The organism is Fodinicola feengrottensis, assembly GCF_010993775.1.
Lineage (GTDB): Bacteria > Actinomycetota > Actinomycetes > Mycobacteriales > HKI-0501 > Fodinicola > Fodinicola feengrottensis.
The window spans coordinates 64762-87329 of record NZ_WOTO01000034.1 but is presented as its reverse complement, the minus strand read 5'-3'; the positions used below and the strand labels follow the sequence as shown (position 1 = coordinate 87329).

General features: G+C 67.0%; 22 protein-coding genes and 2 pseudogenes. 11 read left to right on the top strand and 13 right to left on the bottom strand.

Annotated elements, in window-relative coordinates:
• Positions 1 to 131 precede the first annotated feature (131 nt).
• Positions 132 to 743, bottom strand: a complete 612-nt coding sequence (locus GNX96_RS28530; protein WP_279581710.1) for a TetR/AcrR family transcriptional regulator — start codon at positions 741 to 743, stop codon at positions 132 to 134.
• A 66-nt stretch (positions 744 to 809) separates the two neighbouring features.
• Between GNX96_RS28530 and GNX96_RS28525 the strand changes: the two genes are divergently transcribed.
• The gene (locus GNX96_RS28525) at positions 810 to 2000 is read left to right on the top strand and encodes an FG-GAP repeat domain-containing protein (protein WP_163570890.1); all 1191 of its coding nucleotides are present in this window, start codon (positions 810 to 812) and stop codon (positions 1998 to 2000) included.
• Here the strand turns inward: GNX96_RS28525 and GNX96_RS28520 are convergent.
• Positions 1987 to 2145: a hypothetical protein gene (locus GNX96_RS28520; RefSeq protein WP_163570888.1), complete on the bottom strand. Its 159-nt coding sequence runs from the start codon at positions 2143 to 2145 to the stop codon at positions 1987 to 1989. The genes GNX96_RS28525 and GNX96_RS28520 overlap by 14 nt on opposite strands.
• A gap of 33 nt (positions 2146 to 2178) precedes the next feature.
• Between GNX96_RS28520 and GNX96_RS28515 the strand changes: the two genes are divergently transcribed.
• A complete protein-coding gene (locus GNX96_RS28515; RefSeq protein ID WP_279581709.1) occupies positions 2179 to 3165 on the top strand; it encodes a lipase family protein in 987 nt (328 codons plus the stop codon).
• Entirely contained in the window at positions 3162 to 4379 is a 1218-nt protein-coding gene (locus tag GNX96_RS28510) for a lipase family protein (RefSeq protein ID WP_279581708.1), read from the top strand. The genes GNX96_RS28515 and GNX96_RS28510 overlap by 4 nt, the downstream gene beginning before the upstream one ends.
• Before the next feature lie 13 nt (positions 4380 to 4392).
• Here the strand turns inward: GNX96_RS28510 and GNX96_RS55845 are convergent, their stop codons facing one another.
• The 3 genes from GNX96_RS55845 to GNX96_RS28495 form a co-directional block, all read right to left on the bottom strand.
• Complete coding sequence (locus GNX96_RS55845) at positions 4393 to 4725, bottom strand: hypothetical protein (protein ID WP_279581707.1); 333 nt, start codon at positions 4723 to 4725, stop codon at positions 4393 to 4395.
• Positions 4682 to 5392 (bottom strand): hypothetical protein, encoded by a 711-nt coding sequence (locus tag GNX96_RS28500; protein WP_163570883.1) that lies wholly within the window; start codon positions 5390 to 5392, stop codon positions 4682 to 4684. The genes GNX96_RS55845 and GNX96_RS28500 overlap by 44 nt, the downstream gene beginning before the upstream one ends.
• A 310-nt stretch (positions 5393 to 5702) precedes the next feature.
• Positions 5703 to 5897, bottom strand: a complete 195-nt coding sequence (locus GNX96_RS28495; protein ID WP_163570880.1) for a hypothetical protein — start codon at positions 5895 to 5897, stop codon at positions 5703 to 5705.
• A 236-nt stretch (positions 5898 to 6133) separates the two neighbouring features.
• On the opposite strand from GNX96_RS28495, the gene GNX96_RS28490 reads away from it, so the two are divergent.
• The 6 genes from GNX96_RS28490 (at position 6134) to GNX96_RS28465 (ending at position 9946) form a co-directional block, all read left to right on the top strand.
• The gene (locus GNX96_RS28490; RefSeq protein WP_279581706.1) at positions 6134 to 7435 is read left to right on the top strand and encodes an ABC transporter substrate-binding protein; all 1302 of its coding nucleotides are present in this window, start codon (positions 6134 to 6136) and stop codon (positions 7433 to 7435) included.
• Positions 7432 to 8397, top strand: a complete 966-nt coding sequence (locus GNX96_RS28485; RefSeq protein WP_279581705.1) for an NUDIX domain-containing protein — start codon at positions 7432 to 7434, stop codon at positions 8395 to 8397. Before GNX96_RS28490 ends, GNX96_RS28485 begins: the two co-directional genes overlap by 4 nt.
• Positions 8398 to 8433: 36 nt before the next feature.
• Positions 8434 to 8589: an NUDIX hydrolase gene (locus tag GNX96_RS55840; RefSeq protein ID WP_279581704.1), complete on the top strand. Its 156-nt coding sequence runs from the start codon at positions 8434 to 8436 to the stop codon at positions 8587 to 8589.
• Positions 8590 to 8682: 93 nt separating this feature from the next.
• A complete protein-coding gene (locus tag GNX96_RS28475; RefSeq protein ID WP_163570879.1) occupies positions 8683 to 8982 on the top strand; it encodes a hypothetical protein in 300 nt (99 codons plus the stop codon).
• The gene (locus tag GNX96_RS28470) at positions 8952 to 9140 is read left to right on the top strand and encodes a hypothetical protein (RefSeq protein ID WP_163570877.1); all 189 of its coding nucleotides are present in this window, start codon (positions 8952 to 8954) and stop codon (positions 9138 to 9140) included. The genes GNX96_RS28475 and GNX96_RS28470 overlap by 31 nt, the downstream gene beginning before the upstream one ends.
• Before the next feature lie 32 nt (positions 9141 to 9172).
• Entirely contained in the window at positions 9173 to 9946 is a 774-nt protein-coding gene (locus GNX96_RS28465) for a hypothetical protein (protein WP_163570875.1), read from the top strand.
• Positions 9947 to 10045: 99 nt separating this feature from the next.
• On the opposite strand, the gene GNX96_RS28460 is transcribed toward GNX96_RS28465, so the two are convergent.
• The 3 genes and pseudogenes from GNX96_RS28460 to GNX96_RS28450 form a co-directional block, all read right to left on the bottom strand.
• Positions 10046 to 10804 (bottom strand): succinate dehydrogenase/fumarate reductase iron-sulfur subunit, encoded by a 759-nt coding sequence (locus GNX96_RS28460; RefSeq protein WP_163570874.1) that lies wholly within the window; start codon positions 10802 to 10804, stop codon positions 10046 to 10048.
• Positions 10752 to 12741: pseudogene (locus tag GNX96_RS28455) on the bottom strand (fumarate reductase/succinate dehydrogenase flavoprotein subunit). Before GNX96_RS28455 ends, GNX96_RS28460 begins: the two are co-directional and overlap by 53 nt.
• A gap of 11 nt (positions 12742 to 12752) precedes the next feature.
• Positions 12753 to 13567 (bottom strand): annotated as a pseudogene (locus GNX96_RS28450) (hypothetical protein).
• A gap of 264 nt (positions 13568 to 13831) precedes the next feature.
• Here GNX96_RS28450 and GNX96_RS55835 point away from each other — a divergent pair.
• A complete protein-coding gene (locus GNX96_RS55835) occupies positions 13832 to 14437 on the top strand; it encodes a LysR family transcriptional regulator (RefSeq protein ID WP_279581703.1) in 606 nt (201 codons plus the stop codon).
• Positions 14401 to 14799 (top strand): LysR family transcriptional regulator substrate-binding protein, encoded by a 399-nt coding sequence (locus GNX96_RS55830; RefSeq protein WP_279581725.1) that lies wholly within the window; start codon positions 14401 to 14403, stop codon positions 14797 to 14799. The genes GNX96_RS55835 and GNX96_RS55830 overlap by 37 nt, the downstream gene beginning before the upstream one ends.
• Positions 14800 to 15620: 821 nt before the next feature.
• On the opposite strand, the gene GNX96_RS28440 is transcribed toward GNX96_RS55830, so the two are convergent.
• The 5 genes from GNX96_RS28440 to GNX96_RS28415 all read right to left on the bottom strand — a co-directional run bounded on the left by GNX96_RS28440 (position 15621) and on the right by GNX96_RS28415 (position 22560).
• Positions 15621 to 17123, bottom strand: a complete 1503-nt coding sequence (locus GNX96_RS28440) for a metallopeptidase TldD-related protein (protein WP_279581702.1) — start codon at positions 17121 to 17123, stop codon at positions 15621 to 15623.
• Positions 17120 to 18592 carry a TldD/PmbA family protein gene (locus tag GNX96_RS28435; protein ID WP_279581701.1) on the bottom strand — a complete coding sequence of 491 codons (1473 nt, stop codon included), beginning with the start codon at positions 18590 to 18592 and terminating at the stop codon, positions 17120 to 17122. The genes GNX96_RS28440 and GNX96_RS28435 overlap by 4 nt, the downstream gene beginning before the upstream one ends.
• A gap of 306 nt (positions 18593 to 18898) precedes the next feature.
• Complete coding sequence (locus GNX96_RS28430) at positions 18899 to 20104, bottom strand: cytochrome P450 (protein ID WP_163570870.1); 1206 nt, start codon at positions 20102 to 20104, stop codon at positions 18899 to 18901.
• Between the two features lie 100 nt (positions 20105 to 20204).
• Positions 20205 to 22235, bottom strand: coding sequence for a cytochrome P450 (locus GNX96_RS55825; protein ID WP_279581700.1), 2031 nt, complete (start codon positions 22233 to 22235; stop codon positions 20205 to 20207).
• 43 nt (positions 22236 to 22278) lie between these two features.
• Positions 22279 to 22560, bottom strand: a complete 282-nt coding sequence (locus GNX96_RS28415) for a 4a-hydroxytetrahydrobiopterin dehydratase (RefSeq protein ID WP_163570864.1) — start codon at positions 22558 to 22560, stop codon at positions 22279 to 22281.
• Positions 22561 to 22568: the final 8 nt, after the last annotated feature.

Below are 22568 nucleotides of genomic sequence, written 5' to 3'. Positions count from 1 at the left end.
CCGGTGCACTCAGGCCACCGTCTGGATCACCGAATAAAGCAACGAACTTCGAACCCAGAACACTAGAAAATATACATGCGAGCCGGTATGTTTCTGCGCAGTGATCGGGGTCACGCGTGGTAGGGGAGGCATCAGTGGTCGGCGGCGACGGCGATGAGCTTCTCCAGCTCGCCGCGCGTGGTCGCCCAGAGCGCCGCGACGGACCGCTGGCTGGACACGAAGCTCGTCAGCAGGACGCCCCGCATCACCGCGAGCGCGGTCAGCATGACGGCGGTCGCGTCCGGACTCGCCATCATCCCCGGCGCCGCACTGGTGAGAATCTCGGTCACCGCGACGGTCACCCGCTTGTCGAGCCGAATGACGTGCGGGCGCAGCTCGGCGTCCGTCCGGCTGGCGAGCCACAACTCCGCGATCGCCACGAAAGTGGGACTGTCGTGCAGATCCCACAGCCGGTCGACCAACGCCATCACGGTTTTCGTCTCACTGTCACAAATCGGCGGATCGGCCCGGAACTTGTCGGTAATCTGGTCGGCCGCGTGTTCCAGCGCCGCGGTCACCAACTCCGCCTTGGTGGCGAAATAATGCGCCTGCGCGCCCCGGGTGACGCCAGCCCGAGCGGCGATCTGGGCCGCCGTCACATTCGCATATCCGTGCTCCACAAGGCTTTCCAGCGTCGCGTCCAGCAACGCCGTCCGAGTGGCGGCGCGCCGCTGCGCCTGGGTCCGCCGCACCACACCTGCCATGGCGCCACTGTATCGGGTCCGCATCGAAATGGCCGGCATTCCCGCCTCCCGTCAAAGGAGCCACCGATGACCCGCCTGAAAACGCTCGCCCTCGCTGCTGTTTTCCTGACAATACTGGGCATCGCGGCCCCAGTTGGCGCGGCCGCGGCGGTACGGTTCAGTGCCGTCGCCAACTATTGGACCGGCGGTGTGGGTGGCAGCGGCTGGCACGCCCACAGTGTCGCGGCGGCGGATTTCACCGGCGACGGCCGGCCGGATGTGGTGGCCGCCGACTACTTTGCCTTCGGCCCACCATTTCTGCTGACCAATCGCGGTGACGGCACGTTCACCAGCCCGGGCCGGTCGGTGCCGGCGCCGCCGGCCGGGCCGGTCGGCATCGTCTACACCGGCGATTTCAACGCCGACGGTAAACCGGATTTGTTGCTGACCACCGATCTGGCGGTGCAGATCGACCTCGGCCGCGGCAACGGCACTTTCACCGTGTCGTACGACGCGGTGCTCCCGCAGGGATTTCAGGACGATGCCTCGATCGGGGATCTGAACCACGACGGAAAGCTCGATTTCGTGGTGAAGACCGCGGCTGGAGTGCAGAGTTACCTGGGCCGCGGCAACGGGACTTTCAGCGTCGGCCCGTTTTCCGCACTGCCCGCGCCCGCGGTGTCCACCTCCAGCATCACGCTGAATGATTTCAACGGCGACGCCTATCCCGATCTCGCCGGCGCGAATGCGATCAGCCAGCAGGCGTTTACCCTTTATGGGGACGGCAAAGGCGGGTTTACCGCTGGCGCAAGTGGATACGTCGGGCTCGGCGACGGCAGTACGGCCGTGGTGCCGGGCAGCGTAGTGGCCGGGGATTTCAACCATGACGGGCGTACGGACCTGGCCGCCATCGACGAGTTCGACACCGGCACCAACTCGCTCGCCGTCCTGATTTGCGACGGGCATGGCGGATTCCTGCCGGCCAAGCACTATGACGCTGGTTTCGCCGACGCCAACGCCGAAATCGCGGACCTGAACGGTGACGGCAACCTCGACATCATCGGCAGCGACACCCTGCTCAACAACCAGGTAGTCCAACTCGGTCACCCAGATGGGACCTTCTCGCTCGGCGGGAAGTTCCCGGTTGACGCCAATCCGCAGACTCCGGTCGTCGCGGATTTCAACGGTGACGGCAGAACAGACATTGCCGTGGTCGGCGACGGCCTGTCCGGCGCCACCCCGCTCAGCCAGCTTTCCGTCCTGCTCAACGAGTCGTGAGGAATCCGTCCATGCCTGGAAAACTGTGGCGCCTGCTGTTGCCGGCGGTGCTGGTCGCGGCCCTGGTGGGCTTTGCCCCGGCCGCCGCGTCGGTGCGCGGGGCAACCGCGCCCGGCACGATCGTGAGCTCGAAATCAGTGACCATCAGCGCGGTCGGGTTACCGGTGCCGGTACGCGCGTGGCAGCTGCATTATGCGTCCACCGATGCCAAAGGACAGCCCCAAACCGGCGTGGCTACCGTCCTGGTGCCGCTGATTCCGTACGTACATGGGAAACGGCCGCTGCTGTCGTACCAGACGGCCGAGGACAGCCTCGCCACCGGTTGCGCGCCGTCGGCGACTTTGCCCGCTGGCACGGAGAAAGAGCTGGCACTGATCAGCCTGGGACTCGCCTCGCCAAGGGCTGGGCGGTCGTGGTGTCCGACTACGAGGGCCCACAGTCCGAATACGGTGCGGGCTATCAGGCCGGCCATTTTGTCCTGGACGCCATCCGAGCGACCCTGCACTTCGCGCCGGCTGGCATCGCCGCCAGTGCGCCCATCGGGTTGTGGGGATATTCCGGCGGCGGCTTGGCCTCGGCATGGGCCGCCGAACTGCAGCCGACTTACGCGCCTGAGGTGAAGCTGGCCGGTGTCGCCGAGGGCGGCGTGCCACCGGACCTCGCCGCGGTGGCCAGGAACATCGACGGCGGCGCCTTCGCCGGCATCTATTTCGCCGTCGCGGTGGGCCTGAGTCGGGCCTATCCGGAAATGGACATCAACGCGATCCTGAACGACAAAGGCAAGCAGCTGGTCGCCAGCATTGGGACCAAATGCATCACCGACATCGCCGCTATCGGAGCATTTCATCGCATGGCGGAATACAGCACCGTGTCGGATCCGTTGGCGCTGCCGCGCATCCAGCAGGTCATCGCCGCGAACCACCTCGGCCAGCACCGGCCGGCTGGTCCGATCTTCGATTTCCACGCGATTTTCGACGAGCTGATCCCGATCGCCGGCGATGACGCACTGGCCGCCCAATACTGCGCCGAAGGCGTCACCGTACAGCATTATCGCGACCCGGCCAGCGAGCATGCTTCGCTCGCCGTCACTGGTGCGCCGCTCGCGGTGGCTTACCTGGCCGACCGGTTCGCCGCAAAGCCCGCTCCCAGCACGTGCGCGTCATGATTCGTACGATCGCGGCCGCGGTTCTGGCGCTGGCACTGATGGGTACGGCCGCGCAGCCGGCGAGTGCCGCGCTGGTTCCCTTGCCGGACAACGATCCCTTCTACAGCGTGCCGGCGGACATCGGTGGCGTGGCCAACGGCACCGTGCTGAAATCCCGCCAGGTCGCGGTGAACGCGTACAGCATCCCGCTGGCGGTGAAAGCGTGGCAGCTGCAGTACAAGTCGCTCGACAGCCACCAGCAGCCGACCGCCGATGTCACCACGATCATGGTGCCGTTGGCTCCCTGGCTGGGAAAAGGCCCGCGGCCGCTGCTGTCGTACCAGACCGCGGAAGACGGCGTCGGGCTCAAATGCACGCCTTCGTACTCGTTGCGGGCCGGTTTGGCGGCCGGAGTCACAAACTCCTCGTTGGAATCGGCTCTGATGGCCACCGCCCTTGGTCGCGGGTGGGCGGTGGTCGCGCCTGACTACGAGGGCCCGCAGTCCACTTTTCTGAGCGCGGGTCAGTCGGCGCACGGCGTTCTCGATGGCGTACGAGCCGTGCTGCGCTTTGGCCCGGCCGGATTCCCGGCGACCACAGCGATCGGCATGATCGGCTATTCCGGCGGCGCGTACGCGACAAGTGTCGCCGCCCAACTGCAGCCGTCGTACGCACCAGAGCTGAAGTTCGCCGGAATCGCGCTGGGCGGGGTCGTCGGTGACATCAGGTCCACTTTGGACGCCTTCAACGCCACCCCGTTGGCAGGCGCGGCAATCATTGGTGTGATCGGGCTGAACCGCGGCTATCCGGAGGCCAACCTGTCGTCCGTGCTTAATGCGGCGGGAAGACAGGCGATGGCCGTTAGTGCACAGGACTGCATCGCGGACGCGATCACCCGGCATCTGGGCAAGAAGATAACGGATTTCGAAGCAACTCCGAACGCCATCGACCTTCCCTGGGTGGAAAAACTCATGCGCGACAACAGTCCGCTCGGGGTCGTCGGCACGCCGTCCGCGCCGGTTTACGACTACCACGCGATCCCGGACGAGCTGGCGCCGATCGGTCCGGACCGCGAGCTGGTCGCGCGTTATTGTGCCGCTGGAGCGAAAGTCCAGCACGTCGAGGACCTGATCGCCGAACACATCAGCGAGACAGTGACCGGCGCGCCCGGCGCGATGCAGTATCTCGCCGACCGCTTCGCCGGCCGCCCAGCGCCGAACACCTGCGGATCCTGATGAGGCGTCAGGATCAGTCCAGCGTCCATCGACATATCGAGTCGTCGTCGGCGGTGATCCAGGTGCCGTCGCCCAACGCCCAGAGCCGTTCGGCAGCCGTACCTGGATATTTGACGGGTCCACGCAGGTCGACCGTCGCTTCGTCGGCGTCTGTTGCCGGCGACGGCAACAGCCAGTGCGTATGGATCTCCCAGTCGTCGTCGCGGCAGGACACGATTGCCGTTGTTTCGTCGACAAATCCTCCATACGTGGACCACCAGTGAGTGGGGTCGTCGCCGCTGAAACCGAGTTTTCGGGATATGTCACGGCTGTCGCACCAGCCGGCCACCGAGTTGCCGTCCGGCATGGTCCGCAGCCCGACGAACCAGCCCTGCTGGTTGATGGTCATCAGCCACCGCCCACTCGGATCGACATCGGCGAGGACCTCCTCGTCGGAGTAGACCTCTGTGAGCCGCAGCCCGTCTTGCCCGTACTCGCCCCAGAAGATCGCAACTGTCCTGTTCTATCAGCGTCACGCTGACCCGGCCGTCGATGCTCTGCTGCTGGGTGGAGTAGGCCCGCCAGGGCAGGCTGGCCCGGCCCACGAGTTTTCCGTCAGCGGCGTCGAGTACGACCCATTCCTGGCCGTCGCCCGCGGCAGGGACCACTGCCCACACGTGCTTTCCATCGGAAGGAACGAAAACCGAGCCGTTCTTGCTGCCGGCCACGGCCAACGGCCATTCCCAGGAGGACTCTCCGGTCGCGACGACCTTGTCGGCCGTACAGAACACCGCCGTGCGCAGATCTGGCGTGAACGCGTGATCGCCCACAGCGGTCGCCGGAATGCGAAAGTCCGCTGCCGGCCGCTGGTCACCGGACAGCAACGTGTCGAGGTCGAATACCTGAAACCGGTCGGACTCCGGCAGGCCGACCAAAATCCGGCTATTGGGCCGGATGACGCCATGCCGGTGGCTGATGATCCGGTACGCCTCGGGCCGCTCCACGCTGCTGACCAGCCGTGCTTCAAGCTTCATGACGACCACCCTGCCCGACCCGGGCGGTCCGGCCCCCGCGATGGTGCGAACCGAACAATCGGCGACCCGTTTGGGCAGCCCGTTGGCGACGCCAAAGGGCAAAACCGGGTCCCGTCGGCTGGAGAGTCCGGCGTTTCGAGCTGGACGCCGCGAACGCGAACTACGCTCCGGTCGAACGGATCCGCCGGTTCGCCATCCTGCCCAGGGATTTCACCATCGATTCCGGCGAGCTGACGGTGACGTTGAAACCGCGCAGAGCGGTGATCGCCGGCCTTTATGCGACAGTCCTGGACAATCTTTACGAAGACCTTTAACGGTGTGAGGAATGCGGCAGCGGCTTGGTGGTCGCGGCCGGCGACACGCCGTTGCCGGAGCTGACCGCCAGGGCGAAAGTGATGATGCCGACCAGCAGCACGATCATGCTGGACGAGATCAGCAGGGTGATCAGCAACGCGGGTCGGGGCGCCGGACGCCGATGCGGAACGGGCGGAAACGGGCTGCTCATCCGCACGTCTCCCTCGCTCGCCGTTGATCACCATTGATCGCCTTCGACGAGTCTGCGGCACCGCGCGGCCGGACGCGGCCGGGATTGGCTGGATATACCCGATCGGAGGCCAAGTTTCAGATGTTCGGGCAGAATTGCGCTGCCGTTCGGCGGCCAGGGGCGGACACGGATACTGGGACACCGTCCGGTTCGGGCAGGTATCCGTACCCGTTGGGCTATCCTGCTGGTCGCACCTGGTGAAGGGAACCGGAGAAATGGGCACTTCAGCTTCGTACAGCCGCCGTGACGTGTTGCGGGGGGCCGGCGCCGTCGCCCTGGCCGGTGCGCTCGCGGCCTGCGGCTCGAACAGTGGGCGGGCCGGCGCCGGCGGGATCAGCCAGTGGTATCACCAGTACGGCGAGAAGGGCACCCAGCAGGCCGCGGAGCGTTTCGCCAAGGCCTACACCAAGGCGAACGTCCAGATCCAGTGGACGCCCGGAGACTACTCGCAGAAGCTGGCCACCGGGTTGCTGTCCAGCAGCGGACCGGACGTTTTCGAGAACCAGCTCAACGTCGATCTCGTACGCGCCAAGCAGATCGTCCCGCTGGACGACATTTTCGCCGCCGCGAAGAGCGACTTCGTCGGACCCGCGGTGGACGCGAACACATATGACGGAAAGCTTTATGCGATTCCGATGATCGAGGACATGCAGCTGCTCTTCTACCGGAAGAGCCTGCTGGCCAAGGCCGGTGTGCAGCCACCCAAGAGCATTCCCGAGCTGATCGAGGCGGCCAAGAAGCTGACCAACAAGACCGTCAAGGGCTTGTTCGTCGGAAACTTCAGCCGTACGAACGGAAACTCGGTGCTGTCCGCCCTGTCGGTGTGGCCGTCCGGTGCGGATTTCCTGACCCCGGACCACAAAGTTGGCTTCCACCAGCCCGGAGTGGTGCAGACCCTGCAGCAGCTCCGCCAGCTTTTCAGCAGTGGCAGTCTGTTGCTGGGCGCACCCACCGACTGGTCGGACCCGTCCGCTTTCATTCAGGGTCTGACCGCGATGCAGTGGTCAGGCATCTGGGCGATCCCGCAGATCAAGGCGGCCTTTGGCGATGACTTCGGGGTGGCGCCATGGCCGGCGCTGACCGCGACCGGCAAACCGTCGGTGCCTATTGGCACTTGGGGTGCGATGGTCAGCGCGAAGAGCAAGAACGTCGACGCGGCCAAACAGTTCGTGAAATGGCTCTGGATCGACCAGACCGATGACCAGCTGGAATGGGCCACCAAATACGGTTTCCACATTCCGGTGCGGACCAGCCTGCTGGCCAAGGCCGCCGCGCTGAAGTCCGGCATCGGCGCCGACGTGGCGACTTTCAGCCAGCAGTACGCGAAAAACTCCACTCCGCCGGAGTGGACGCCGAAGATGCAGAGCGCGTACGGCGATGTGGTCACCCAGGTCGTGCAGAACGGCGGCGACGCCGAATCACACAGCTCGCAAGGCCGAAGGCCTGGTCAACGTCGAACTCAAACGCCTCTTCGGCTAATCGGAGGACGTACGCCTTGATCGTCATCGCGCACCTCAGTGACGTCCACATCGACGGTGACGCGCGTAGCGTCGAGCGCACCCGCGCGGTGATGACATATCTGGAAAATCTCGCGTACGACCTTGATGTCGTGCTCGTGACCGGCGACATCGCGGACCACGGCCTGCCGTCCGAGTACGAGCAGGCGCGGAAATTGTTGACGTCCAGGCATCCTGTCTTGATCTGCCCGGGAAACCACGACGAGCGGGCCGCATTCCGGGAGCATCTGCTGGGTCAGCCCGGGTCGGCGGAGCCGGTCAACCAGGTGTTTGAGGCGGCCGGATTCGCGGTCGTCCTGTGCGATTCCTCGGTGCCAGGCAAGGATGACGGATATCTGCAGGACGAGACGCTGGAATGGCTCGACGGTGTGCTGGCGGGGATCCCGGACGACCGGCCCGTACTGGTCGGGGGTTCACCACCCGCCGGTGCCGTTGAACACGCCGTATGTGGACGGGATCCGGCAGTACGGAGAGCAGCGGCTGGCCGATCTTGCCAGTCGCCACCGCAATATCGTCGCATTCCTCTGCGGCCACGCGCACACGCCCGCCGTGACCACCTTCGCCAGCCGCCCGCTGCTGGTGGCACCCGGAGTGGTGTCGACCCTGAAGTTTCCCTGGGAGTCCCAGGAAGGACCGGACGACCACGTCGACCTGCGGCTGCCGCCATCACTGGCTTTCCATATTTTGGACGACGAAGGCCGGCTGACCACCCATTACCGGACGGTGCTGGCCTGAGCCGGCTGGTGGTGGTCGGCGCCGCGATCCTGGATGAGATCGGATTCGTCCTCGCGGGGCGCCGAAAAGAGCCGCGCTCGGCCGCTGGGCTGTGGGAGTTCCCGGGCGGGAAGGTCGAGCCGGGGGAGAGCGTCGAGGCGGCGCTGGTCCGCGAATGCGAGGAGGAGTTGGGCATTCTGGGTCGAGGTGATCGACCGGGTCGCCGATGACGCCGCGCTGCCTGCTGGCGACGGCGTGCTTTCGGTGTGGCGGGCCAGGATCGTGGTCGGCACCCCGTCGCTTCCGACCACAGTGAGCTGCGCTGGCTCGGCGCCGACGAACTGGACTCGGTCCGGTGGATGCCCGCCGACCTGCCGTTCGTCGAGGCGCTGCGGCCGTCCCTGCCGCGCGGCGCCCGATGAGGAAGGCGTCCTTGCACGGCGAACAGCGCTGAGGCCATGTCCGACCTGCGGTCGTGCTGGCAGGGTCGTGATCAAACCCAAGCGGGAGGTTCGATGCCTGTCCACGATCGCGACTCCGGACCGACCCGGCCGCCAGTCCACCGGACCCGCGCGACCGCTGAGAGCGGCGACGCCCGGCAGGTGGCCGCTTTGCTGGCCGGCCAGCGCGGGATGAGCCCACAGGCCGTCCAGCGGCTTCAGACGGCCGGCGGCAACGCCGCTGTCACCGCGGTGATCCAACCGAGGCCACCAGTTCGCTCGAGGAGGCAAAAACCGCGCTGGCGGGCGGCGACCTTGCCGCCGTACGGGCGCTCAACCAGCGCTTGCGTACGCAGCTGGCGCAGAACCAGCTGACCCCGTCGGAGGACCTGCGCGCCGCGCTCGCCGAGATCCGGCACACCGTGATGGACCAGGTGTCCGCGCTTTACGTCCAGGGCCGGCCGGCCGCCGACGTGGCCGCCGACGGCGCCAACCACACCGCCGCGCGGTCGAGCAGACCGAAACCCAGCTGAACAGCCAGCTCACGGACCGGCTGGACGTGTTGATGGACGGTGATCCGCAGTTCCGGTATGAGCACTTCAACCAGACCGTGCAGCAGAACGTGTTCGCCGCCCTGCGGCTCCGGGCGTCCCGCCGCGCACTCGACCAGGTTGGCCATGGTGATACCGCGGAGCCGGAGGCGCGCCGGGTCGGGCGGCTGCCGGGGGACGCCTCCTGGTGCGGTGCTTTTGCCTTCACGCAACAGAACCTCGCGGCCGGCATGGACTCTCACTGGGTGCCGTTGATGCAGGGCGAAGGTGGCATCCGTGGCGCACTGGCGTACCAGGGCGCCACCTCGAACCCGTGGGTCTGGGCCTTCGACCACTGGGAGAAACTGTCGGAATACCACACCAACCATGGGTCGAGCCGGTGGTACGAGGCGATTGGCCAGGCGCCGCCGGCTCACGGCATCCAGCCCGGCGATCTGGTGTTGATCGACAACGCTTTCGGCACCGACCCCGACCACATCACCACCGCCATCTCGTTTGACGGGCGGTTTCTGAGCACCGTCGGCGGCAACCAGGGCAGCGGCCGCGGTGCTTCTTCGGTCGCCCACAACCATGCCGTGGATCTCACCCGAAACCCGCTCCCGACGGACGTACGCCTGGTGGAGGACGGAAAGCCGGTCAGGAAAAAAGACCCGACCAAAACGAAGGAGACCCGGGTGCACGGCGTCGGGCGGTGGTCGGTGGTCGACTACGAACAGCACATTTACCGTACGACCACCGAAAAGCCGACCGCGCCGCCGACGGCGAAAGAGCTCACGTCAGCCAGCTGAGAACGACTTCCAGTCGCCGCCCGAAAGAGGCATCAGACCCCACTATAGCCAAAGAAAAAGCCGGGGTACGCGACTGCGTACCCCGGCTTTCGAGTGCTGCTACGCGCCGGCGCGCTTGAAGATCTTGCTGCCGAGCCAGACGAGTGGGTCGTACTTGCGGTCGACGACACGTTCTTTCATCGGGATGATCGCGTTGTCGGTGATGTGAATGCCCTCGGGGCACACTTCGGTGCAGCACTTGGTGATGTTGCACATTCCGAGGCCCTGCGACTCCTGCGCGAATTCCTTACGGTTCTCCGCGGCGTCCAAGGGATGCATGTCCAGTTCGGCGGCCCGGATGAACATCCGCGGGCCGGAGAAAGCTGGCTTGTTCTCGTCGTGGTCACGGACGACGTGGCAGGTGTTCTGGCACAGGAAGCATTCGATGCATTTCCGGAATTCCTGCGACCGCTCGACGTCGACCTGCGCCATCCGGTATTCACCCGGCTTGAGCTCGGCCGGCGGCTGGAAGGCCGGCATTTCCAACGCCTTCTCGTAGTTGAAGGAAACGTCGGTGACCAGGTCCCGTACGACCGGGAAAGTCCGCAACGGGGTGACCGTGACGGTTTCCTGCTCGGTGAAGGTGTTCATCCGGGTCATGCACATCAGCCGCGGCCGGCCATTCACCTCGGCGCTGCAGGACCCGCATTTACCGGCCTTGCAGTTCCACCGGACGGCGAGGTCGGGCGCCTGGGTGGCCTGTAGTCGGTGGATCACATCCAGGACGACTTCGCCCTCATTCACCTCGACGGTGAAGTCCTTCAGCTCACCACCCTCGTCGTCGCCGCGCCAAACGCGCAGTTTCGCGTCGTACCCCATTAACGGCTCCCCCCTCGCTCGCGGCCGTGGTGTCGGACAGCGACCCCCCGTCGCGGTGCCGGGTCAGTTCCTCATCGGTCATGTACTTGTGCAGCTCGTCGATCTCGAAGAGGTCGAGCAGCCGAGTCGGGATTTCCGGGATGTCCTGCTTGACCACCTGAACCCCGGACTCGTCCAGCTTGCAGATCAGGTTTACCTTGCGCCAGACCGGATCCATCTTCGGGAAGTCGTCGCGGGTGTGGCCGCCCCGGCTTTCCTGCCGCATCAGCGCCGCCTTCGCCGCGCATTCGCTCACCAACAGCATGTTGCGCAGGTCCAGGGCCAAATGCCAGCTCGGGTTGTACGCGCGACCGCCGGTGGCCGCCGCGTTGTGGACCCGCGCCGCCAGCTCCTGCAGCCGTTTGATGGCCTGCTCCAGCTCGTCCGCGGTACGGATGAGACCGACCAGGTCGTTCATGTTCTGCTGCAGTTCGGCCTGTAGGGCGAACGGGTTTTCGCCGCTGTCACGGGTAAACGGTGCGAGCGCCTCGGTGACCGCTTCGTCCACATCGGACTGTGCGACCTTCGGTCGTTCGCCGATCTTGGTCGCGTATTCGGCGGCGCCGACCCCCGCGCGCCGCCGGCCGAAGACCAGCAGGTCCGACAGCGAGTTTCCGCCCAACCTGTTGGATCCATGCATTCCACCGGAGACCTCGCCGGCCGCGAACAAGCCCTCGATGCTGCCGCGGGCCGCCGCGGAGTCGGGGTCGACCTCGACCCCACCCATCACGTAGTGGCAGGTCGGCCCGATTTCCATCGGCTCGGCGGTGATGTCGACGTCGGCCAGTTCCTTGAACTGGTGATACATCGAGGGCAGCCGCTTGCGGATGTATTCGGGCGTACGCCGGGACGCGATGTCCAGGAAAATGCCGCCGTGTGGTGAACCACGACCGGCCTTGATCTCGGAGTTGATCGCGCGGGCCACCTCGTCACGGGGCAGCAGCTCCGGGGGACGCCGGTTGTTGTCCGGGTCCTCGTACCAGCGGTCGCCCTCTTCCTCGGTGGTCGCGTACTGCTTTGAAGACCTCCGGGACATAGTTGAACATGAAGCGCTTGCCTTCGGAGTTCTTCAGCACCCCACCGTCGCCGCGGACGGATTCGGTGACCAGGATTCCGCGTACCGAAGGCGGCCAGACCATGCCGGTCGGGTGGAACTGGATGCACTCCATGTTGATCAGGGTGGCACCGGCCAGCAGCGCCATCGCGTGCCCGTCACCGGTGTATTCCCACGAGTTGCTGGTGACCTTGAAGGACTTGCCGATGCCGCCGGCGGCCAGCACGACCGCGGGCGCGTCCAGGCAGAAGAACTCACCGGTCTTGCGCTGGTAACCGAAAACGCCGGCGATCTTGTTGCCGTCGGTCAGCAGCCGGGTGATGGTCGCCTCGGCGAAAACCCGGATATGCGACTCGTACGAACCGTGGTCGCGCTTGTCCTCCTGCTGCAGCGAGACGATTTTCTGCTGCATCGTACGGATAAGCTCCAGGCCGGTGCGGTCACCGACGTGTGCCAACCGCGGGTATTCGTGCCCGCCGAAGTTGCGCTGGCTGATTTTTCCTTCAGGCGTACGGTCGAAGAGCGCGCCGTACGTTTCCAGCTCCCAAATGCGGTCGGGAGCCTCTTTGGCGTGCACCTCGGCCATCCGCCAGTGGTTCAGGAACTTGCCACCGCGCATCGTGTCGCGAAAGTGCACTTCCCAGTTGTCGTTCGGGTTCACGTTGCCCATGGCCGCGGCGGCGCCGCCCTCGGCCATCACCGTGTGCGCCTTGCCGAACAGCGACTTGCACACGATCGCGACCCGCTTGCCGGCCTGCCGGGCGGCGATCGCCGCGCTCAGCCCGGCCCCGCCGGCGCCGACCACGACCACGTCGTACGACAGGCGCTCGATTTCCTCGCTCATCGTCCCAATCCCTAGTTGATAAAGCGCAGGTCGGTGAACACCCCGGCGGACACCAGTCCGATGTAGGCGTCGGTCAGCGCGAGCGTGCCCAGCGTCGTCCACGCCAGTGCCATATATGCTTCTCGTTCAGTTTCGAGACCTGGCGCCACATCCAGTAGCGCACCGGGTGTTTCGAGAAGTGCTTCAACCGGCCGCCGACCAGGCTCCGGCAGGAGTGGCAGGACGCCGTGTACGCCCACAGCAGGACGACATTTGCCAGCAGGATCACATTGCCCAGGCCAAAACCGAAGCCGCCGGTCTTGCCGTGGAACGCCACGATCGAGTCGTACGTGTTCAGCAGCGCGATGATGCCCGCCGCGTAGAAGAAATAGCGGTGCACGTTCTGGAAAATCAGCGGGAACCGGGTCTCGCCGGAGTATTTCTTGTGCGGCTCGGACACCGCGCAGGCCGGCGGCGACAGCCAGAAGGAGCGGTAATACGCCTTCCGGTAGTAGTAGCAGGTGAGCCGGAATCCCAGCAGAAACGGCAAAGTGATGATCGCGAACGGCACCAGCGGCGGGAAGGCCGGCAGCCACTGACCGAGGTGGCTCGCCTCCGGAATGCAGGAGGCGCTGATGCACGGGGACGCAAACGGCGTCAGGTAGTGATACTGCGGGACCCAGTAGTACTTCTGCGTCGCCGTACGGATCACCGCGTAAAGCACCCAGGCGACCAGGCCGACCACGGTGATCAGCGGCTGCAGCCACCAACGGTCGGTGCGCAGCGTGCGACCAGCGATCGTCGCGCGTCGGCGGGCGATATCTCGAACTGCCGCGGGTGCGCTCACCGCATCCCCTCCAGAGGTGTGTGACAGAACATCAGCATGGGGAACTTAAACCCGGTTTGTCGGCGCCGCAGATCGGGGGCCCGACCGCGGGCGATAAGGTAAGCCTTACCTGTGTCGCCGAAAAAAGCGGCAACGAGCCAGCGGGGCGCAGAGTTCCCGTATCGACGGCATGTACCACAGGCGGTCACGCTACGCCTGCGATCCACGGTTTGAAAAAGCGATCGTTTCTCTCGTCTCGATAGCCGTTGGTTATCGTTGGACAGCATGCAGCTCCAATACCTCACGTATTTCGTCGCGGTGGCCCAAACGCGGCATTTCACCAGGGCCGCCGAGCGGGTAAACGTGTCCCAGCCGGCGCTGTCCAAGCAGATCGCCACCCTTGAGCGCGAGCTCGGGGCCACGTTGTTCAGTCGGGCTAGGGGAAATATCACCCTCACCGCGGCCGGCGAGGCGCTGCTTCCGCTCGCCCAGCGGATCCTGGCCGACGTCGACACAGCCACCCGTGAGGTGCAGGAGTTGTTGGCGCAGCTGCGGCGTGGACGGGTGCGGCTGGGGGCCACTCCGAGTGTTTGTACGGGCCTGCTGCCGACTGTGCTGCGCGACTTTCACCGCGAGTATCCAGGCATCCAGCTGGTCGTCCAGGAAACCGGATCCGGCGACCTGGTCCGCGAGCTGTCCGCCGGCGCGCTGGACCTCGCACTGGTCATCCCGGCCCAGGGCGGCCCAGCCGAGGAGGGCGCGCTGGTGATCACCCCGGTGCTCGTCGAGGAGCTGATCGTCGCCTCCTCCCGGCCGCAGCGGCGGCACCAGAACCACGCAGCCCATCGGGCGGCCTGCGGCTGTCGGACCTCGCCGGACTGCCGCTGGTGATGTTCCGGCACGGCTACGACCTGCGTACGTTCACCATGACCGCCTGCCAGCGGGCCGGCTTCGATCCGACCATCGCCATCGAAGGTGGCGAAATGGACGCTGTCCTGGGTTTCGTCGCGGTCGGCCTCGGTGTCGCCGTCGTACCGGCCACCGTGGTCGCCAACCGCACCGATCTGCGCGTCACGCCCTTCGCCCAGCCCAGCCCGTCCCGGGTCGTCGCACTCGCCCACCGCCGGGACGTACGCCTCCCGCGCGCCGCCGCCGAACTCCGCGCCACTCTGCTGTCCTACCTGGACACCGAAGCAGCCGCCGGCACCCTCCCACCCCGCACCCGCCGCCGCTACACCGCCGTCCCCGCCTAGCCCGCCTCCCGCCCCGTGCGGGACGGTTACCTTCACCGCCGAGTCGGTAACTTTGACGGGACCAGCCCCGCCCTCCCAACCCCGCGGGACCGTCATCTTCACCGCCAAGTTGGTCAACTTTGACGGGACCAGCCCCGCCCTCCTAACCCCGTGCGGGACCGTCCCTTTCGCCATCAGGTTAGCCAACTTGGACGGGACCCAGCCCGGTCTTCCCAACCCCCCCCGTGCGGGACCGTCGCCTTAACCATCAAGTTGGCCTACTTGACGGGACCAGCCCGGTCTTCCTAACCCCGTGCGGGACCGTCATCTTCACCATCAGGTTGGCTAACTTTGACGGGAACCAGCCCGTCCGGCGCCATCGGCCGCCAGGCCGATTGTCGCCCCTCCGGCAGGAGCGTCCGCCTTTGAGGCCCCGCGGTCTTTGCGGGGCCTCAAAGGCGGACTCTCGTAGCCGTAGTCGACAGCGCCCGCGCCGAAGGCGCCAGAAACACAGGGGGCCATCGGCAGTAACCACAAGAAAACCCCGCCCCGCCACCGGTCTTTGGTGGCGGGGCGGGGTTTTCTTGTGGCTGGTAGACGAGGCACCGCACCCTCGCGGTCACCGCTTTTACCCAGGGCGTTCTTTTCCCAGCGGTCACCGCTTTTACCCAGGGCGTTCTTTTCCCAGCGGTCACCGCTTTTACCCAAGTCGCTCATTTCCCAGCAGTCACCGCTTTTACCCAAGTCGCTCATTTCCCAGCGGACACTGCTTTACCCAAGTCGCTCATTCCCCAGCGGTCCCCGCTTTTACCCAGGCTGTAACCCCGCGCACCCAGCGACACCTACCGTGGGTCGCCGCTCACCAAGACAACCCCAACCGCAGTCGAGACCGTCGAGCAGGTCCACCTCAAGTCCAAGCAGCAACCGACGTCAGCCTTCGCTCGTACGAAAGGAAAATCAGCCCGCGGAGCCGCCGGTGAAATTCCATGAGGCGAGTCGCAGTGACGGCACCGCGATCCGGTTGGCGGTGTCGATGGAGTAGCCGGTGGGGCTGATGCCGACCGGGTCGGAGCGATGGCGAGCAGGTTGCCGGGGCCGAAGGCGTCCGCGTACGACTGGGTGAAACGCAGGTTGCCGACCGGCTCGGTGACTCGCCCGTCCTGGATGCGCCAGAGGCCGTTGCGGGTGAGGCCGGGGTGACCAGGGTGCGTGGGTCCAGCACGCGGACATACCAGAAGTCGCTGACCAGCAGCCCGTCCGTCACCTCGAAGGCCAGGTCGTCGACGGTCCCGCCGGCTCCGCCGGGGACTCGCAGATGCAGCGGCAGCGCGCCGAACCGGTCGCCGCCGGGGATGGGCGTGGCCGGTGCTCTCGGCGCCGGCTTCGGCGGCCGTACGGCGGGAGTGCACGGCGGTGGCGGTGACGCCGGCGTCGATCAGGGTGAGCCGTCGTTTGACGGTGCCGTCGGCGTCGAAGGGCATGCCTACGGCGTCTTCGGACTCAGGGTCGTCCAGGAGCGTGAGGGACGGGTCGAACTGCGGCTGTCCGGGTCGTACGAACGAGCGGCCCTCGTTGACGGCCCTCCCGTTGAAGGCATACATGCCCAGGTAGAAGAGCACCTGCGCGGCGGCGCTCGGCTCGATGACCACCTCGTAGCGGCCCGGTGCGAGGTCCACCGGCGACAGGCTCGCGGTGGCCTTGGCGGCGGCGGTGGCGCCGAGCGCGGCCGGGTCGATGTCGGTGAGTCGGACGGCGGTGAGTTTCGCGACGCCGTCGGCGAAACCGCCGCCGTCTCGGGCCGCCCGGGCGATGCCGTCCACTGTGGACTCGCTGGCCAGGCCGCTGACCTGGTGACCGGCGGTGTTCGCGTACGTACGGGCGACCGAGCTGGTCTGGCAGACCCCGGCGGCGGACAGTCCACTGGCGCCGTCGATGAAAGCGCGGACCATGTCCGCTCGTACGGCCGGGGCCGCGTGCGCGGTTTCCTCGTCGTAGTTTCCGCTGTGCGCGAGCTTCCCGGAGGTGGTCAGGCCCGGCCAGCCCGGATCGACCGGCAACACCTCGCAGGCCGCGACGGCGCGTTCGGCGAGGCTGCGCACCGCGTCGGCGGCGGCCTGGTCCGGGGCGACGGTCAGGCTGGCCGCGGCCGTACGCCCGTTGACGTTGACCCGCAGCGACAGCGAGGTGCCGGTGTCGGTGACGTTCTGGTGGATCGCGGAGTTGGCGAACCTGGTCAGCGCGAGCGTGGAGGTGGTGACCAGCACGTCGGCCTCGGCTCCCGGCGCGGTCCGGCGAACTTCGGCGAGGACGCGTTCGCCAAGCTCCTGATCGGCGGCGGAGGTCATCCGGTCACCCCCACCCGGACGCCGGCGAAGCGGGCCGGCACCGACGGGTGGCCGGTGTGGCCGATCTGCCCCGGTTGGCCCTTACCGCAGTTCGGGGTGCCCCAGAAGACCCAGTGGTCGCGGTCGCCGGTCATGTCCATGGATCCCCAGAACCGCGGCGAGATCCCGGTGTAGGTGGGGTTGCGCAGCATCCGCCCGCGTTTTCCGTTCTTGATCTCGTAGCCGATCTCGCAGCCGAACTGGAAGTTCAGCGGTCGGTCGTCGATCGACCAGGATCGGTTGGTGTCCATGAAAATGCCGTCGTCGGTGGCGGCGATCATGTCGTCCAGACTGGATTCGCCGGGCAGCAGGCCGACGTTCGTCATCCGGACCATCGGCAGCCGTGCGTAGCCGTCGGCTCGTACGGCCCCGGCGTAGTCCAGGCCGGCCACCGCGGCCGAGTCGCGGCCGGCCAGTACGCCGGTCCACACCCCATTGCGGACGATGTCGACCGGCGTCGCCGGGCTGCCCTCGTCGTCATAGCCAAACGAACCGAGCGCGCCCGGCAGCGTCGCGTCCGCCGTGATCGTCATCAGGTCCGAACCGAACTTCAGGCTGCCCAACTGGGAGAGGTCCAGCCAGGACGTGCCGGCGAAGGCGGCTTCCCAGCCCAGGATCCGGTCCAGCTCGACCGCGTGCCCTACCGACTCGTGGATCTGCAGCGCCATCTGCTCGGAGCCCAGGATCAGCGTGGTCTCGCCGGCCGGGCAGCGCGGTGCGGTCAGCAGCGCGCGCGACTCCTCGGCGATCCGGGCCGCGTTGCCAGGCAGGTCCTGCCGCTCGATCAGCTCCCAGCCGGCGGTGCCGAACTGGCCGCGTACGCTCGGATACGACCGGCGCTGCGACTCGTTCTCGCCGATGCTGGTCGCGTTCATGCCGGCGCCGGACTCGATGATCCGCTGATGGATCCGGTGGCCTTCGCTGGAGACGAACCACTTGTCGGTGAACCAGAGGTCGTACGAGGCCTCAGCCAGATCGGCGCCGTGCTCGCGCATCGTCTGGGTGACCCCGGACAGCAGCTCGGCCTTGGCGGCCAGCGGCACCGCGAAAGGGTCCTTCTCGCACGTACTTGACCAGCTGTCGGTGACCGCAGGCGCGCCGAGCAGGCGGACCTTCGGGCCAGGCACCTGCGCGCTCGCGGCGGCGATCGCGGTGGCCTGCGCGCCGATGCCGCGGGCGGTCGCATCGGTCGGGTCGGGGACCGCGGCGAAGCCCCAGGAGGAGCCGACCAGTGCCCGGATCCCGAGCCCGGTCGACTCGATTTGGCTGAGCGCCTCGACCACCCCGTTGCGGGCGGCCATCGACTCGCTCCGGCGGTGCATCAGCCGCGCGTCGGCATACCGGGCTCCGGCGTCCAGAGCGGCCTGCACGGCCGCGGCGGCCACGTCGAACTCGTGCCGGACATCGCCGGGACTGGCACCTGCCGTCACACTGCCTCCCTTTCGCACACCCATTCGTGGACCCTACGCGAGCCGGCAAACCATTCTGAAATACCAGGTGGCGGTTTAGTTGTTTCCACCGAAAACGTAAGTCAAAACAGTGCCGGCCCGCACCGCATGCGTCCAACGTATATGCAGCCACGGTCGTACGTCCGCAACCGAACTCCGAGGTCGCGCGTGTTACGTCCGAGGGGCCCACCCCGAGCCTTTACCCGGGCCTGGCAGCGGGTCGTCGACGGTCTGCGCGTACGGCACGGAATCTGAACCAGCAGGTGGGTGTCAACTCTCGTGCAGGTCCTACCAGGTGACGGGCAACGCCTTCAGGCCGCCGGTGATGGCGTCCTTGCGCAGCTGCAGTTCCTCCACCGGTACGGCGAGGCGCAAGGTCGGGAAACGGTTCAGCAGCACCGAGAACACCTCCTGCAGCTCGATCCGGGCGAGGCTCGCGCCGATGCAGAAGTGCGGGCCGTGGCCGAAGGACAGGTGCGGTACGCGCGACTTGCGGGTGATGTCGAAGGTGTCCGGGTCGTCGAAGGCGGTGTCATCGCGGTTCGCGATGCCGAACGGCAGGAGTACGGCGTCGCCGGCCGCGATCGTCACGTCGCCGATCTGGATGTCCTCGCGGGCGTAGCGGACCAGCGCGCCGCCGTTGCTCTCGGTGCTGGTGACCCGCAGGATCTCCTCGACGGCGGTGGGCAGCAGCGACGGGTCCCTGCGCAGCGCGTCGGCCTGCGCTGGGTTGCTGAGCAGCAGAACCGTACCCATGTCGATGCGGGTCATGGTCGTCTCGTGGCCGGCGAAGAGCAGCCCGGTGGACAGCCGGCCGATGTACGACGAGTCCAACTTCCACTCGTCCTGCGCGGCCACCAGGTCGCTGATCACGTCGTCGCCGGGCTCGACCCGCTTGCGGTCGGCGAGCTCCAGCATGTAGCCGGAGAACTCGGCCATCGCGGCCTGCGCGAGCGGCGCGTCGACCATGTTGCCCATGTCCACCGACCAGGCCCGGAACCGTTCCCGGTCCTCGTACGGGACGCCGAGCAGCGCGCAGATCACCAGTGCTGGCAACGGAAAGGACAGGTTCGCGTGCAGGTCCGCTGGCCGCGGTCCGGCTTCCAGACGGGCCATGATGTCGGTGATGATCTCGCCGATTTTCGGGCGTAAGGCGTTCATCCGGCGAGCAGAGAAGGCCGGCGTGAGCAACCGCCGCATCACCTGCGCGTCCCGCGGCTCGGTGTCGAAGTTGTCGCTCGGACCGCCCAGCACCTGCGACTGGGACACCCGGGCGGCCTTGGCCGGCTCTCGATGCGAACGGTCGAGCCGCGGGTCGTCGAACAGCGTTCGTACGTCGTCGTACCGGGTCGCGATCCATGCCACGTCGCCGGCGTACGTACGCACCCTGGTGACCTGCCGGTCGGCCAGCAGCTCACGGTATTTCGGGGCGATGTCGAGCACATTCGCGCCCGGTGCGAACGGCAGGCGGGGGAGGTCTTCGGTGGTGGTCACGGCAGCGGATCCTTCCGGAGGTGGACAGGTTTCCCACGCTATGCCGGCCAAAGTCGGCTTTCTTCAACTCCGGGGTGGATCCGCCGCCCTGCCCCATCGTCTACCAGGTGACCGGCAGGCCCATCAGGCCACCGGTCAACGCGTCCTTTCGCAATCGCAGTTCCTCCACCGGTACGGCCAGACGCAGCGTCGGGAAACGGTTCAGCAGCACCGAGAACACCTCCTGCAGCTCGATCCGGGCGAGGCTCGCGCCGATGCAGAAGTGGGCGCCGTGGGCGAAAGACATGTGCTGGTTGGCGCTCTTGCGAGTGATGTTGAAGGTGTCCGGGTCGTCGAACGCCGTCTCGTCGTGGTTCGCGGTGGTGGCGGACAGCAGGATGGCCTCGCCGGCCCGGATGGTGACTCCGGAGATTTCCAGGTCCTCCCGGGCATAGCGGACCAGTCCGCCGCTGCCGCCGCCGGTGCTGCCGAGCCGGAGGATCTCCTCCACCGCGGACGGCACCAGGGCCGGATCGGCGCGCAGCGCGTCGGCCTGGGTGGGGTTGCTGAGCAGCAGGACCGTACCCATGTCGATGCGGGTCATGGTCGTCTCGTGGCCGGCGAACAGCAGGCCGGTGGACAGGCTGGCGATCTCGTCGGTCTCCAGCTTCCACTCCGGCGCGGCCGAGATCAGGTCACTGATCACGTCCTCGCCCAGGTCGGACCGCTTGTGTTCGACCAGATCCCGCATGTACGTGAAGAACTCGCCCATCGCGGCCTGCGCGAGTGGCGCGTCCACCAGATTGCCCATCGCCACCGACCAGGACCGGAACTTCTCCCGGTCCGCGGCCGGCACCCCGAGCAGCGCGCAAATCACCAGCACGGGCAGTGGAAACGAGAGCTGCTCATGCAGGTCGGCGGGCTTCTGGCCGGCCGCCATCCGGTCCAGCAAGTCGGCGATCAAGCCACTGACCTGGGGACGCAGCAAGCCCATCCGGCGAGCCGAGAAGGCCGGCGTGAGCAGCCGGCGCATCCGGGTGTGGTCCTCGCGCTCGGTCTCGTAGTTGTCGGTCGCGCCGCCCAGGATCGCCGAGGCGGAGATCTTGGCCGCCTTCTCCGGCTCCGGGTGCGAGCGGCCAAGGCGCGGGTCGGCGAAGAGCGCGCGAACGTCCGAATAGCGAGTCGCGATCCACGCGACGTCACCCGCGGTCGTACGCACCTTGGTGATTTTCCGGTCGGCGAGCAGCTGCCGGAAACCCGGCGGCACATCCATCACGTTCTTGCCAGGCTGGAACGGCAGCTGGGGGAGTTTTTCAGTCGTGGTCACGGTCCCAAAGTAGCCCGGAGCGTCCCGATTTTCCTCAACTCCCGGGTTGATCTGGTCGCGATGAGGCATCGCGGCCCCAACCGCGACTGCCCACAGCCAACTGGTCAGCTCTCGCGTTCGAGGAGCTCCAGATCCTGAGCGCCGAGGGTGGCCGAGTTCATCAACTCGCGCAGCAGGTTCGCCACCAGGGTGAGGCCGACGGGGTCGCCCCCACCTCGTCCATCCGCAGGCCGGGCACCCCACTTTGGGACAGTCGTCGGCGCACCCCGGCCGCCAGATGCTCCACTTTTTTGTGCGTCCACCGGCCATCGGGGTCGAGCTCGGCGAGTTCGGCGGCGGCCTGCTGGCGAGACTGCGGCTGCGCGCGTACGGGTCGTTCATCAGATAGCGCTGGCCGAGCGCGACCACGGCCAGTCGTTCGTCCGGGGTGAGCCGCCAACGCCTGGGCTTCTCGGTCTCGTCGGCCGGTCGAACCGGCGGCCGGCCGCCAGTGGCTCCGGCGACGTACAGCTCCAGCAGGTGCTCCCGGCCTCGCGAGCCGCCCAGCTGCAGGGGCGTGTAGCCGGTGGGCAGCGGCACCGGCTCGGCGTCGTGATGGAGCAGCACCGAGTGCGGCAGCCGGATCGGCGTACGTCCGGAGCACTCCAGCCACCATTGCTCGCCGCGGCAGGTGAGGGTCCCGTGCACCCGGCTGATCCGCAGGTCGTCCTCGCCGACGCAGATGTCCACCTCGCCGCGGTTGCGGCCGAACCGCAGCACCAGCCCGTCCCGGGGCGCGACCGTGATGCCGCCGGCGACGCTGAGGGTGCCCACCGCACCAGCCACCAGACCGCCTCCCCGTACCCGCTCCGATCACCCTATCGGCGCCTCAGGAGTGGGCGGCGACGATCCCGTCGATGGTGCGGGCCAGTTCGAGGTCCTTGGCGGTGACCCCGCCCTCGGAGTGGGTCGCCAACACCAGCCGCAGGGTGCGCCACCGGATGTCGATGTCTGGATGGTGATCGGCCTGCTCAGCGGCCACCGCGATGTCGTCGACGATCTGGATCGCGGTCGGGAAATCGGCAGCTTCGACCTGACGCCGAATCGCCGCCGCGTCACCCTCCCAGCCAGTCAACCCAGCCAGCGCCGCCGCAACCTCATCCGCACGCACTCAACACC